We start from the raw sequence: 13,469 nt of genomic DNA on the forward strand, positions 1-13,469 counted from the left end.
ACCTTTCCCTCCGTCACGTCCTGACGGCCCAGCAGAATGGAACACCACCCCATGCCATTGGCACCCTGGCACGCAGCCATGATCACCCCTGATGAGGAGTTCGACGGCGCCCCGCTCCTGCGCAAGGAATTCCAGCTGGCGGAGGGGCACGGCCCCGTGGCCAGGGCGACGCTCCGCGCCACCGCATTCGGCGTCTACGAGGCCTTCATCAACGGCGTTCCCGTTGGCGATGACGTGCTCAGCCCGGGCTGGAGCTCCTACGAATGGCGCCTCCGGTACCGCAGTTATGACGTGACCCACCTCGTGGCACCGTCCACCGTCCTGGGTGTCGAGCTGGGGAACGGCTGGTACCGCGGGCGGCTGGCCTGGCACGGCATGTCCAACCTCTACGGCAGTGAATTGGGCTTCTACGGGCAGCTGGACGTCGAGTTCGCGGACGGTTACGTGCAATCTGTCGCCTCCGACAGCACCTGGCAGTCCGGCCCGTCCGCCACCACCGCGAACGACCTCTATGACGGGCAGACCATCGACGCCCGCCGGAACCAGCCCGGCTGGGCGGAACCAAGCTTCCACGCCGGCACGTCCGCTGGCGGCGCCTGGTCCGGGGTGCATACGGTGGAGTTCGACGTCAGCCGGCTGGCCGAGCCGGTGGGCCCGCCCGTGGTGCGCACCGGCGTCGTCAAACCGGTTGAAATCTTCGCCTCCCCGTCCGGCAGGACGCTCGTGGACTTCGGCCAGAACCTGGTGGGCTGGCTGCGGTTCACCGTCCAAGGCGCGGCGGGGGAAACCATCACGGTCCGGCACGCGGAGGTGCTGGAGGATGGCGAACTCGGGGTCCGCCCGCTACGCTCGGCCAAGGTCACGGACACGTTCATCCTGTCCGGCGGCGAGGACTCTTTCGAGCCCACCAAGACGTTCCACGGCTTCCGCTACGCCGAGATCTCCGGCTGGCCCGGCACACTCACACAGGAGTCACTGGAGGCCGTGGTGGTCCACTCCGAGCTCGAGCGCACCGGCACCTTCGAGTGTTCCAACGAGCTGGTCAACCAGCTCCACCGCAACATCGTCTGGGGGCTCCGCGGCAACTTCCTGGACCTCCCCACGGACTGCCCGCAGCGCGACGAGCGGCTCGGCTGGACCGGAGACATCGCCGTCTTCGCGCCCACCGCGGCCTTCCTCTACAACGTCAAGGGCTTCCTCCAGGACTGGCTCCTGGACCTCGCAGCCGAGCAGAAAGCGGCTGACGGCCTGGTGCCCATCACCGTCCCGGACGCCCTCAAATACTGCCCGCAGCCGCCCGAGTTCCCGAAACCGGAATCCTCCGCGCTGTGGAGCGAGGCCTCCGTCTGGGTGCCGTGGGCGCTGTGGGAAGCGTACGGCGATGACAGCGTCCTGAAGAACCAGTACGAATCCATGACCTCGCACACCCGCCGTGTGGAGGGCCTGCTGTCTCCCGCCGGGCTCTGGGACACGGGTTTCCAGTTCGGTGACTGGCTGGACCCCGACGCCGATCCGGACAAGCCGTGGGATGCGAAGGCGGACACCGGCGTTGTGGCCACCACGTGCATGTTCCGCACCGCCTCCATCACGGCCAGGACCGCCCGGCTCCTGGGACACCGGGACGATGCCGAGTACTTCGAGCAGTTGGCTGCACGGGTCCAGGCCTCGTTCCTGGAGCACTACGTGGCCACAGACGGCACCATCCACAGCGACTGCACCACGGTCTATGCCCTCGCGATCGCCTTCGGGATCCTGCCCAGCGCCGAGCATGTGGACTTCGCCGGGGGGCGCCTTGCCGAGCTGGTCCGAAAGAACAACTACCGTGTGTCCACCGGGTTTGCCGGGACCCCGTTCATCACCGGAGCCCTGACGGATACAGGCCACAGCGAGGAGGCCTACCGCCTGCTCCTGGAGGAGGGCTGCCCCTCCTGGCTGTACCCGGTGACCATGGGCGCCACCACTGTCTGGGAGCGCTGGGATTCCATGCTTCCGGACGGCACCATCAACAAGGGCGAGATGACCAGCTTCAACCACTACGCCCTGGGTGCCGTGGCGGACTGGCTGCACAAGGGGGTCGGCGGGATCAGGCCGCTGGCACCGGGCTACAGCAGGGTCCTGATCGCGCCGGTGCCCGGCGTTGGTATCGACTGGGCGAAGACGTCGCTGCAGACCCCGCACGGAACCATCCGCGTGGAATGGAAGCTCGACGACGGCGCCCTCCACGTTGAGGCGACGGTACCTGAGGGAGTGGAGGCCGACGTCGTACTTCCGGGCGGCGAGCGCCGCAGCGTCGGCGGCGGCACGCACTCCATTACCGCGCCCGCAGCGCTGGCTGTCCCGGCAGGGGCATCGGCGCCGTGACGGTGTCGGGGAAGGCCTCTGCGGAACTGCTCGTTGTGGACAATGACTACGCCGGAGACCCCGACGGGCTCGTTGCCCTGGCCCACATCCTCGTGCGGTCTGGGCCGGACGCGGCCGTGCTGGTCACCGCATCACCCTTGGATCCGGGACTGGCCTCACTGGCGGGAGCGGACCCGGCAACCACGGCGACCCGTGGCCGGGAACTCGCCGGGCACCTCGTCGAGCTGATGGAGCGCCACGACGTGCGGGTGATCGCCGGCGCGGAGTCCACCGGGGTGACTGAGGAGCAGGTCAGCGCTGCGGCGCGGGCGATCGTTGAGACGTCCGGCCGCTTCGACCGGACCACAGTGTTGTGCGGGGGACCACTGACAAACGTTGCTGCTGCGCTTCGGCTGGACCCTTCGCTCGCGGACAGGGCAACACTGGTGTGGGTGGGCGGCACGCTGGCTGAGCCGGGCGGGGGAGAGTACAACTCGGATACCGACCTCGATTCGGCCACCCAGGTGTTGGCTGCCGGAATGCCGCTTGTCCGGATCCCGTACGAGGAGTACACCCAAATGGCCATTGCGGTGGACGCGGTGAAGAATGACCTTGCTGCCGCCTCGCCGGTGGGTTCCTGGCTGGCGGAGCGGCTGCTTGACGTGCCGCCCTTCGTGCAACTGGGTGCAACGCTGATTCTCGGTGACAGTGTTCTGGTGCCGTTTGGGCCGGGCCAACACTCGCATGCTCTCCAGGCTGCCCCTGGAATCGTAGTCCACAACCAGGTTGATAGCGCCGGGTTGTGGGCCGATTTGATCCGTCAGCTCGCGGGCGCGTCGACAGTGCAGCGAATGGCCTGAATCTGCGACGATGTGCGAAACGAAAATTCCCAGGAGGATGCATGCCGTACACCGTTGATTTCAAGAACGTGTCCACCGTTGGTCTGGAATCGTCACCAGTCGCGGAGGCCCTGGCGGGGCTGCGCGCCAACGAGGCGCGCTACTTCAAAAACAAGTACGATCACGATTTCACCGTTACGCCAGCAGACGAGGCACCGGAGACGCTCGACTGGATCCACGGGATTCTCTCGAGCGAACGCAATATCGCCATCTCCTCCCGCCCGCTTGAGGTGACATCCTTCGAGGTGGACGGCACGCGGATGGCCTACGTGTTCTACGAGTCCGGCCTGTCCATCAACGTGATGTACGGGATTGAGGACGGAAGCAAGCGGGCCGTCGGGTTCAAGCTCTCCGACGGCATGGAAGTTCCGGAGGAGCTTGCGTCAAGCTTCAAGTTCGCGCGCCAAAAGTCAAAGCTCGCCGGCACCATCCGCGGCTCCTACTTTGTGATCAAGGGCCAGCACTGAGGCCAGTGCCTGAAGGTTTTCCAAAGAATGGAATCAGCCCCTGCGGGTCTCTCCGGGAGGCGGAAGGATCTAGGGAAGGCCAGTAGCGGCGAAGGCATCTGCAGTTTGCGGTTGTTGGCCAATAAGGCCACTGCAACGACTGATTGAGAGACGCCGCAACCGATGAAATCCAACCCCATTCTTTCCGGGTTCAATCCGGATCCCAGCATCGTCAGTACGCCAGAGGGCTACTACGTTGTTACCTCGTCGTTCGAATACCTGCCGGCGCTGCCCATCTATCACAGCAAGGATCTGGAAAGCTGGCAGCTGGTGGGCCACGTGGCGACGCGCGAAGAGCAGGTCCAACTTGCGGACGTACCCACGCCCGGGGGTGTCTGGGCGCCGACCCTCAGGTTCCGGAACGGTGTGTTCTACCTGATCGTCTCGGTCTTCCTCGGCGGCCGGGGGTGTGTCCTGTTCACTGCAACAGACCCCGCCGGGCCGTGGAGCGACGGGACCGTCATCAAGGCAGTGGACGGCATCGATCCCGATCTTGCCTGGGACGACGAGGGTACCGCGTACGTGACGTTTGCCCGGCACCCAGACGCGATCCGGCAGGTCCGGGTGGACCTTGCGACGGGAGAAGCGCTCGAAAAGCCGCGTCCCCTGTGGTCCGGCAGCGGGCTCTATTCCCCTGAAGGACCGCACCTGTACCGGCGCGGCGACTGGTGGTACCTGATTGCGGCAGAAGGCGGGACCGACCGGGGTCATGCGGTGACTGTTGCTCGCTCACATCGGCCCGACGGGCCCTTCCGCCCGGCACCGCACAACCCCATCCTCACCGCTGCGGGGACAGGCGCGCCGGTCCAGAACACCGGGCATGCAGACCTCTTCGAACTGCCAGACGGCGGCACTGGGATGGTCCTGCTCGGCGTGCGTCCGGTGGGCCTCACCCAGGCGTTCTCACCCTTGGGCCGCGAGACGTTCCTGACCACGGTGGACTGGATTGATGGCTGGCCCCATCCCCGGACGCCGCAGCCGGCCGGTGTGCGTTCGGAGGAGGTCGAGTACGACTTCACGAACGGCGCGGGCCTGGAAGACCCTGCGTGGATCGCTGTGCGCCGGATGCCTTCGGAATTCGCGGCACGCACCCCCGACGGTCTTGTTCTCAAGGGGGAGGGGAACAGCCTGGATTCGCCCCGGCCCAGCTTCCTGGCCCAGCGGCAGCGCCACCTCGGCATCGACTGCCGGGCGGTGCTCGATGTCAGTTCCGGCATGGGCGGACTCGCCGTGCGCAACGCCGAGGACAACTGGTTCGGCCTCGAAGCCAAACAGGACGGGGACTCCGTGAGGGTGACCGCGCATGCTGTCGTCGCCAGTTTTGCACGTACGTGGGAGGCGGTAGTTTCCGGTGGTGACATTGAGCTGGTGATCCTGACAACCCCGCCCTCGAGGGACTTCAGCGCCGTGGCCGTCGGTGGCGACAGAATCCGCCTCCTCGCCAGGGCTGCAGGGGCCGACGATAAGGGGGAGGCGGTGCTTCTGGCCGAACTCGACGGAAGGCACTGGGCATTCGAAACCGCCAAGGCGTTCACCGGCAGGGCCGTCGGCGTCTACGCCTTGGAAGGTGAGCTCCTGGTTCGGCGCCTTCACTACCGCGGCAGGGACTGACCGGGGGCAGCCTGAACCAGAGACAGTATATCTCTGACTGTTGATTCAGAATGGCGGTCTTTTCGCAGCTTAATTTCAGAGAAGGAGCCGGCGCCCGGGGGCGGGATCGCCTATCGCATCAGCTGGTCACTTGTCGGAGCTTGAACACGATCGAGTCGAAGACGGTGCGTGCCTCGCTCGTCAGGTCCGGATTGATCGATTCGTGGAATTGAACCATCCAGAACATGGCGCGCTTGCCGTTCAGGTTGACCACCCTGTAGGTTTCGCGCTCAGCGACGCTCGAGTACCAGCGTGTGCATAGGTTCGAATATTCTGAGTGGACGCAAAACTGACCGTTGTCGCAGGCTTTGATGTCCACGGCGCCCTCGACGGAGTGGTCGAACTCGACGCCGGAGTAATCGCCCACTATGACCTCGACGGGAGGGGTGCTGGCCGTGGACGTCTGCGCCGTCATCGCGTCGACGAAGGCCTTAGCCGACGGATTGACCTCGACGAGCGAGCCCTGCCACTTGCATGCGTCCCTCGGCACATGGTTGGAGGGCCACCAACCGACGAAGACCCCCATCGCATCCGGGTGATTCGGGTCGTCCTTTCCCAGGCCATCGCCGTCGGCCGACCAGCCGTCTGGGACGGTAATCTCGAAATTCTCTGCAAAGCTGGTGACGAGGTATGTGCCGGCGTCGATGGCGCCACTCTTCGGCAGCGGTGGGACCGTGGGAGTGTCGCCGCCGTCCGGCAGCGGTGGGGGCGTGTGAGCCTCCGTAGTCGGAGAACTGGCGGACGGGAGGGGGACGTCCTTGGACTCATACTGGCACCCCCCGAGAAATCCAATCAGTGCGATAGCCACCAGGGGCAAGACGTGGCGAGGCCGCTGAGCGGCCTTTTCGAGGGGTGTCATGGAGCTCATCGATCCACCAAGGCCGCTACAGGGTGCTGTGAGGCCCCGCAGCCGGGTGGCCCCGCGGGCGGCCCGAAATGGGAGGCCGTCGTCTCAAGTCTCCTCCGGCACAGAACCCGTGACAATGAAGAGTTGTACGGAGATCAGTTTCGACTCATGCCATCCCCCGAAATGACAGAACCGCCCTGAGGCAGTGTTGATGAAATGCCAAATTTGGTGGCAGCTTTTCTCCGCCCGGGTCTAACTGGCTCAAGAGATCTGGCGGCAGCTGCGTCGCGTAACCAAGGTTCTATTGGGGTCCGACGAGACTCCGGCGCGGAACGGCGTCGTTTGTGCATGTCAGGCGCCGTAGGGCGTTTCTCTAGCGTGAGCCACAGGTGTGGGCCTAGTGGTTACTCCGGGTCTGACAAGGGGGTTACTTGCTGTCGCCGGCTCGTTGAATGGCCCGGTAGACGGTTGAACGCGCTACCGAGAAGAGTTCGGCAAGTTCCACCGTCGTGTGTGTTCCTGCCCGGTGAACGGAGACCAGGTGTGCTTCCTGTTTTTTCGAGAGCTTGGGCTGCTTGCCCCGCAGGCGGCCCTTTGTCTTGGCGACCGCCATTCCTTCACGGGTTCGGGCCCGGATCAGGTCGGCTTCGAATTCAGCGACCATGGCGAGGACGTTGAAGAGGAGCCGGCCCACGGGATCGGTCGGGTCGTGGACGGAGCCGCCGATGCTCAGCTTGACCTCGCGCCGGGTTAGTTCGTCGACGATGTCCTTTGCATCGCGCAGTGACCGGGCCAGGCGGTCGAGTTTGGTCACGATCAAGGTGTCCCCCGCCCGGCAGGCGGCCAGCGCTTCCCGGAGTCCCGGCCGTGCCCGGTTGGCGCCGGTCAGGCCCTGGTCGGTGAAGGTCTTCTCCGACGACACCCCCAGAGCGGCCAAGGCATTCTTCTGCGCGGTGAGGTCTTGGTCGTTGGTGGATACGCGCGCATATCCGATCAGCAGTCCGGTCATGGTCCTGAACGTACCGTTTATCCCCCCGTCACCGGGCATTTTCTCGGGCGGGTCTTACGGGAATCGGGCGGCCGCGGAAACGCGACGAATCGTGCTCCGGAAATTTCGCGTGTCCGTTGCCCCGGAGGGGGACCCTCTAATGGGACCTCCATTTGGACGACCTGCGGGCTGCCGACTTTTCGGACGGTAGGCGCCACTGGGTTACTGGTCACCTAACCCGTCGCCGCTAGAAGCAGTCGAAGTTCCGGAACAGCCCTGTTATCTTTAGGCATGAATCGAGAAAAGATTCGGCGATCGTCAATTGCTCAACTGAGTTCCTTGAGATTGAGCCGCTTTCTCATTGGTACTAGCCTCGTTCTCGGCAGCGTCTTGCTCTTCGAGTGGAACACCTCGCTGAACACATGGGTAGCTGTAGCAGCTTTTGCCTGCGCCCTCGTCTGCTTCTACCAAGCGACGCTTGCTTGGTTGGAACTGAAACGTCGTGAGCGAAGTGTTCCAACCCAACCCGACGGGGACAGGCCGAGCATCACCTAGGACCCGATGGCGGCTTCCTGGAGCGGCCAGCACCCTCCGATAGTGGCATGGAGGCGACCGGCTTAGGGCAGCCTGAGAACGAATCAGAACACTGGGGCCACCTCTGGATTCCTTTCGTGCACTCGAGCTTGTCCGTTCAGGGTTCCTCAGCGGGACACGCAACCTTCCAGGAACAGATTTTCGGACAGGGAAAATACCTAATACCGCTCTATGACGAATTCGCCGATGACAGTTTTGCCTGTCACGTCGTAGACACGGACGGAGAATGTTTTGCCGCGCACGGACTCCTGCCAGGCCACCGCATCGGCAGGGCTCTTGAAGGTCTTCATCGCCGCGGTACCGTCCGCTTCCTCCAGTTCGGTCCTGTAGGAGTACCCCCGCTTACCGTTGGTCGCTATGACGGCGATCATGTCGGGTGAGCCGTTTTCGTTCTCCATGCCGTAGGTGTCGCCGTCGGCGTTGACGCCCCAGTCAGTGGTCTCCTCATTGACGTACTTAGCGCTGATCCGCCAGCTCATTGTGGGATCCGCTGTAATCGTCACGGAATCTTGGCCGGGGAGAAGCTCGCTTACTCCCCAGGAGTTAGGCCGAGACCTTGGGGTGGGGCCGACGTCAGCAGCGTTGCAGGTAAGGCTCTCGCCGGCGGATCCTATTTCGAGGCGACCTGGGGTAAGGCAGGCCAGCTCCATATGAATGCCGGTGGCGCCTTCGGGGGCCTTTCCCAGTTCTACTGTGGCGGTGCCCGTGAACGTCCCTTCTATGGGAGAGGACAGCGGTGTTACCTGCTGCCCGCCAGGGGTTACGAACAATCCAGCTGCAGCGGCACCTATTCCACCAAGGAGACCCGTCCCGGCAAGCACTCCGGCACCGAGCCAAAGCCTGCTGCGAGCCCGACGCCTGCTTGGCGAGGCCTTTCGAACCCGTGAGACGAGTTCTGCGCGCAGGGCGTTGCTGAACTGGTCATCGACTCGTAGCTGATTCATGACCGTTCTCCTTCCAGTACCCGGGACGGGCCCGTTTCGGCGTCCCCATGTATTGCTGCTTTCATGCGCTGACGCGCCCGGTGCATCCTGGTCTTGGCGGCGCCAGGCGTGAGGTTGAGGACCGCTGCAGCGGCGGCAAGGGTGTACTCCTCAAACACCACCAAGCTCACCAGGTGCAGGTCAGTCGCGTTCAGGCTGCCAAGGGCACGGGACACATCCTTGTCCAGGGCATCCTGCGAGAAAGGCGATGCCTCTTCATCGTCGGCTGCATGCCCTGCGCGAGGGAGATTATTGAGGAGGTTGCGGTAGCGGGACGCTGCCCGTCCGCTGTTGCGGGCCACGTTGGTCGTGGTCACGAGTAGCCAGGGAAGAACCGAGTTCTCCACCAGCCGCACCGTCAGCCGTCTGCGCCAGAGTTCAAGGAACGCTGTCGCTATGATGTCTTCGGCATCATGGCGGTCAGCGCACAACCGGTACGCATGGCGGAAAACGCGGTCACGGTGCCGATCGAACAACACCCCGAAAGCGTCACCCTCTCCCTGGAGGCTGCGCAACCACAAGACACCATCGTCCGATTCAACGTTCCCCATGCCCTGTATTGTCCGGGAACATCAAAAAGGTTACATAAGTTCAGAAAAACTTCGAGAACTTTTTCAGGCACCGTCCCGTTCAGCGTTCCTCCCCGTGCGCCAAGATCCATAAGCGATACTTCCTCCACGGAGTGTTCAAGGGCTACTGATAGCGAAGAGCAGCGTAAGACGCAATGACATGCACCTCAAAGCGGTTGTAGGCTCCGGATATGTCGGAAACAGAGGGTCGCAAGCGTCTCCGGCCGAAAATGGGGCGCGGGAGCTGGCGGTTCGGCATGTGGGCCTATAGCGGCCAAGTCGCCGCCAGTGCGCTCCTCGCCGTCAACCAGTTCACAAGGGGATTGAACAACGGTTGGGATATTGCGTTCTTCTGCCTTTACGCCGTGTGGTTCTTGCTAAGCGCCGGCCAAGTCCTTGACATGGTCCGGGTGCGCCGAAATGACGCCCCATTTTGGGAAGAGGAAGAGGTTCGTCGGGCGGATTTGGAGCGTCGGGGAAGACGACTCTGAGCACTCTGTTGCCGGTTCCAGACAACCCCTTGAATCCGTTCCCAAGGTTTGTCTGAGGGAAAGGGAGTAACCCGTAGAGGGTTCCTCAAACGCTGCATGTAAACGTCGCACCAGCCATCCCTTAGCGGGCGCGCTCAGGTAGCCTCGGGGCGGGGGCAAGAGCCGTCGCCGGTAGATTCGTTGCGGTTCTCAACCAGTGAACTGGCGCACCCGGCGCCAAGCGGGGTCAGGCGCGGACTCGATGGTGAGGTGGCGGGAGCGGGCCCAGTCGGACAGCCCGGCTGCAACGTTCTGGTCTTCGCCGTCGGTGTAGACGTGGAAGGTTCGACGGCCGGAGGCGGTCTCGTGCCCTATTAGCAGACCACGGGAGCCAAGAAGCGTTTCCAGCTCGTCCTCGAGCCTTCGAAGTGAGTCGAGCGCCGCCCCGTCCGCTGGAAGACCGTTGTGCTGCCCTGCGAACGCAGCATGGACGCCGTGGTGTATGTCAAGAGTCGGGTGGTCGATCCAACGCAGAGCTCGACGAAAGCTCGCAAATACGGCAGTGCCGTTCGCGTCTTCCCAGTGGGACAGAGTCCACTCGTCCGGGTCGTGCTGATCGGCGATCGACTCGACAGCGCGAAGCAGGCCGTCGCCGTCTGTGGACCCAACCGGAACCGTCTCTAGTGCCTCAACCTGGCCCAGCCAGCGCTCGACGTCATCCTCGCCGAGAAGCCAGTCGAGAACGAGGAACGTCACTTGCAGTCGCGCGGACTCCGGAAGGTCCGGGAACACCGGGTGGTGGACCCCGACGTGGACCCTGAGCTCCTGCTCCACGGGTTCTACACGGAACTCCATTTTCGACAGATCGAGCTTGCTCCCGGCGATCTCCAACACAGTGCCGAGAGCGTTCGGGTCGGCCTCTTGACTCGAACGGAACTCCCAGATCACATCCGCGGGAGGTGCGGCACGGAGCCAGCGTTGGGCCGACGGGCGCACTTCCGCGGTTCCGCCCGCTGAAACCGTGAGTCGGTGTTCAGACTTGCTGCCCGCGCCGAAGTGCCACGTCAGGTCTGGGTGGATCGCTGCAACCCTTTGGCTCAGCTGTTCCAGAGCAGGCGATTGCTGGCGGGGATCGATCGTGTGGCCCTCGCTTACCCACCATTCCCAAAAGGCAGAGATCGGGTGCACGGGAGCGGAGGGGTCTCTCCTGCGGAAAAGGCGCATGGCGTAAAGAATTCCATTAAGGCCAGTTCCTTACAACCTAGGCATCGCAAAGCTCCGGAAGGCTGCTTCGTTGAGTTCCGTATACAGCCCCGGCGCTCATCCTGGCTTCTCGGAGGCGTCCGGCAAGGAACCAACTTACGGGCACTGGAAACGTACAGCCGTGGACTACGCGATGACCTCTGGCCATGCCGCTTTTCAGCTATGGCTGCTGCGACACCGAGCAATCGCAGAATGCCGCCACGGAGCGATCAAATTCTCGGCACGTCTGCCCGATAGCCGATCCTTCATGGGGCGCTCCCACCGTCAGGGTTCTTGCTGCCTATTGCTCACTCGAGGGTGAGATTGGCCGGGGTGACAGTGCGAAGGTTCAACGCCGCCAGGAAGGCCACTATTTGGTATTGACCCGTTGGCAGGCCCTCGAGTTCGGGATTGTTCCGGAACACGGGCAGAGTCGTTTCCTGCCCTGGTCGAAGGTTCGGTAACCGTGGCTTGCTTCCCGTGACATACCAGCCACTCCCGATTTGCTCGCCGTTTTGTTTGAGCACCAACCCCTGAACATGGGAAGAGTCTTCCTCGCTGGGCGTCCACTCCCGCGATGATTCGTTCACGAGGACGACATTGATCTCGGGCACAGATCCCTTCGCCATTGAAAACGTTGGTTTTGCCCATTCCAGGCGCAGTCCAGAACGGCGTTCTTCTCTCGTGGGAATCGGCCCAAAGCTGGAGTACGGTGTCGCAAACTGCCACCCGTTGTCGTCCCTGGACAGCTGAACGAGCACCCACCTATTGGGTTCCCCATGGGAAGGGGCGCCAAGGATTATGACCTCGTGCGCCCATACCGGATGAAAGGCGTGAATGATTCTCCAGCCCTTCGATGGAAAGTCATCGGGAGCCCTCGGTGGCAGCCTGTTAGCCGCCGGCAACCAAGCAAAGGCGACGTCGTCCCAGTCAGAACCCGGTCCCTCTAACAATGACTGCTCGATTTCCCAGTTCCCTAGCTGTACAAGCCTCGCCGCCGCGTCATCGTTCCCCATGACCTACATTCTGCCTCGGTACTTGCAGTTACACCGCGCGCAAGCCGATCCCTAGGCGGACACCAGGAGCCTTCCGAGTCCGAGGACGAGAACAAAGCCACGGGATGCCGAAGCTAAATGGGCGGAACGCCGTGAACAAGCAGGGGACGGGCCGCCGGCCTGGCCTACGCCGTCTAGGCATCGAGGCCTCATAGTTTGCGGAGTCCCAGCAAAGAATGGCTTGAGAAATCGGGTGTCAAACCTCGATGCCATACTCATCTCCCATGAAGACATTGCTTGTAGTGATCAATATCCTGGCCTTTGTTATCTCGTTCGGGGCGATTCTGTGGGCCTGGTTCATTGTCCACAAGGACATGCGTGAGAACTCCGCATTATTTGCTCGGCTGAAGGAGATTGAGCAGCGGTACTCCAACGAGCCCCCTTCGATCTTTGGCGGTGGGTCGCGCACTGAGGAGATGCGAGCAGAGCAGCGCGCGGCCGGGAAGACAATGTTCACGTACAGCGATATGGACAACATGCCTGAGCTGGTCAAGCATCTTATCTACAGCCACGCTGTTAGCGGCCTTGGTTTGCAGGTCTGGCTTGTTGGAGCTGGTCTGGCATTAGGCACAGCAGCGAACATCTTGTCGCTATTCGTGTCGGTGTAACGAAGTCGATGGAGGCATGGCCGTGAGACGATCGGCGTACGGGAACGGGTGCGACGCCGAGCGATCACAGAACGCCGCCACGAAGCGCCAACATCCACAGTACTCCCGCCGTTATGTCGCGTTTAGGGGTTCCTCAACCGGGGCATAGAAGCGTCGCGGCCGGCCACCGGCTAACGGGCGCGGCTAAAGGTGGCCTCAAAGGAGCTCCCATGTGTGTGCTCTGAGTCGCGGAGGGGACAGCCGGCTGGCTGTGCCGCTAGCTCGCTATTGGTCTCAGCACAGGCATGACTTCGGTAAGGGCAGCAGTACCCTTGTGATTGACGCCGATACCGGATTTGATCAGGCCATGAACATTCTCATTGGGGTAACTGCCATCGTCATCGGAGCATTGGGATTCTGGCAGCGGGACAGGATTTCCCAACTGAATCGCGGTTGGAATGAGCGTCTGGGCAAACCGGGTGAGATGGCCGCAGAAGTCGGAACCGCTAAGTACTTTGGTATAGGCGCCATTTTTATGGTTCTGGCGGGGGTGGCCACTGTCATCTACTCGCTCGTCACGGGGCAAATGGGCGGGTCAAACGACAGAACTACCGCACTCCTCGTTATCATCATTGCCGCTGTAGGATTCGTCGTGCTCGGTGTGGTTTTCGCAGTGATGCTATTCAAACGACGCTCTAAGCAGTAGGTCAAGCACCAAGAGAAACCGTGAGGCCCACCA

Annotated in this window: 12 protein-coding genes; 6 read left to right on the forward strand and 6 right to left on the reverse strand. The window is 62.8% G+C overall.

The genetic code is table 11. The features are described 5' to 3' along the window. Positions 1 to 51 precede the first annotated feature (51 nt). The 4 genes from AC1MCD_RS09020 (at position 52) to AC1MCD_RS09035 (ending at position 5,356) form a co-directional block, all read left to right on the forward strand. On the forward strand, positions 52 to 2,361 hold the full coding sequence (locus AC1MCD_RS09020; RefSeq protein ID WP_498677778.1) for a family 78 glycoside hydrolase catalytic domain: 2,310 nt from the start codon (positions 52 to 54) through the stop codon (positions 2,359 to 2,361). Further along, the gene (locus AC1MCD_RS09025) at positions 2,358 to 3,200 is read left to right on the forward strand and encodes a nucleoside hydrolase (protein WP_498677780.1); all 843 of its coding nucleotides are present in this window, start codon (positions 2,358 to 2,360) and stop codon (positions 3,198 to 3,200) included. The genes AC1MCD_RS09020 and AC1MCD_RS09025 overlap by 4 nt, the downstream gene beginning before the upstream one ends. A gap of 41 nt (positions 3,201 to 3,241) precedes the next feature. Further along, a complete protein-coding gene (locus AC1MCD_RS09030; protein WP_498677783.1) occupies positions 3,242 to 3,706 on the forward strand; it encodes a DUF8821 family protein in 465 nt (154 codons plus the stop codon). 162 nt (positions 3,707 to 3,868) lie between these two features. After that, positions 3,869 to 5,356, forward strand: coding sequence for a glycoside hydrolase family 43 protein (locus AC1MCD_RS09035; RefSeq protein ID WP_498677785.1), 1,488 nt, complete (start codon positions 3,869 to 3,871; stop codon positions 5,354 to 5,356). 118 nt (positions 5,357 to 5,474) lie between these two features. Here AC1MCD_RS09035 and AC1MCD_RS09040 read toward each other — a convergent pair whose 3' ends face one another. From AC1MCD_RS09040 to AC1MCD_RS09065, 6 genes are all read right to left on the reverse strand, one after another. Continuing rightward, a complete protein-coding gene (locus tag AC1MCD_RS09040; protein WP_498677786.1) occupies positions 5,475 to 6,263 on the reverse strand; it encodes a hypothetical protein in 789 nt (262 codons plus the stop codon). Between the two features lie 406 nt (positions 6,264 to 6,669). Next, on the reverse strand, positions 6,670 to 7,251 hold the full coding sequence (locus AC1MCD_RS09045; protein WP_498677788.1) for a recombinase family protein: 582 nt from the start codon (positions 7,249 to 7,251) through the stop codon (positions 6,670 to 6,672). 731 nt (positions 7,252 to 7,982) lie between these two features. Beyond that, positions 7,983 to 8,303, reverse strand: a complete 321-nt coding sequence (locus tag AC1MCD_RS09050) for a hypothetical protein (protein ID WP_498677789.1) — start codon at positions 8,301 to 8,303, stop codon at positions 7,983 to 7,985. A 461-nt stretch (positions 8,304 to 8,764) separates the two neighbouring features. Next, positions 8,765 to 9,358: an RNA polymerase sigma factor gene (locus tag AC1MCD_RS09055; protein WP_498677792.1), complete on the reverse strand. Its 594-nt coding sequence runs from the start codon at positions 9,356 to 9,358 to the stop codon at positions 8,765 to 8,767. A gap of 698 nt (positions 9,359 to 10,056) precedes the next feature. After that, positions 10,057 to 11,070, reverse strand: coding sequence for a hypothetical protein (locus AC1MCD_RS09060; RefSeq protein WP_498677796.1), 1,014 nt, complete (start codon positions 11,068 to 11,070; stop codon positions 10,057 to 10,059). Between the two features lie 326 nt (positions 11,071 to 11,396). After that, positions 11,397 to 12,104: a hypothetical protein gene (locus tag AC1MCD_RS09065; RefSeq protein ID WP_498677799.1), complete on the reverse strand. Its 708-nt coding sequence runs from the start codon at positions 12,102 to 12,104 to the stop codon at positions 11,397 to 11,399. A 263-nt stretch (positions 12,105 to 12,367) separates the two neighbouring features. Here AC1MCD_RS09065 and AC1MCD_RS09070 point away from each other — a divergent pair, with 263 nt between their 5' ends. Together AC1MCD_RS09070 and AC1MCD_RS09075 are read left to right on the forward strand one after the other, a co-directional pair. Next, positions 12,368 to 12,751 carry a hypothetical protein gene (locus AC1MCD_RS09070; protein WP_498677801.1) on the forward strand — a complete coding sequence of 128 codons (384 nt, stop codon included), beginning with the start codon at positions 12,368 to 12,370 and terminating at the stop codon, positions 12,749 to 12,751. A 313-nt stretch (positions 12,752 to 13,064) separates the two neighbouring features. Beyond that, complete coding sequence (locus tag AC1MCD_RS09075) at positions 13,065 to 13,436, forward strand: hypothetical protein (RefSeq protein ID WP_498677804.1); 372 nt, start codon at positions 13,065 to 13,067, stop codon at positions 13,434 to 13,436. The last annotated feature ends 33 nt before the right edge of the window (positions 13,437 to 13,469 follow it).

The organism is Arthrobacter sp. BF1 (assembly GCF_056680215.1).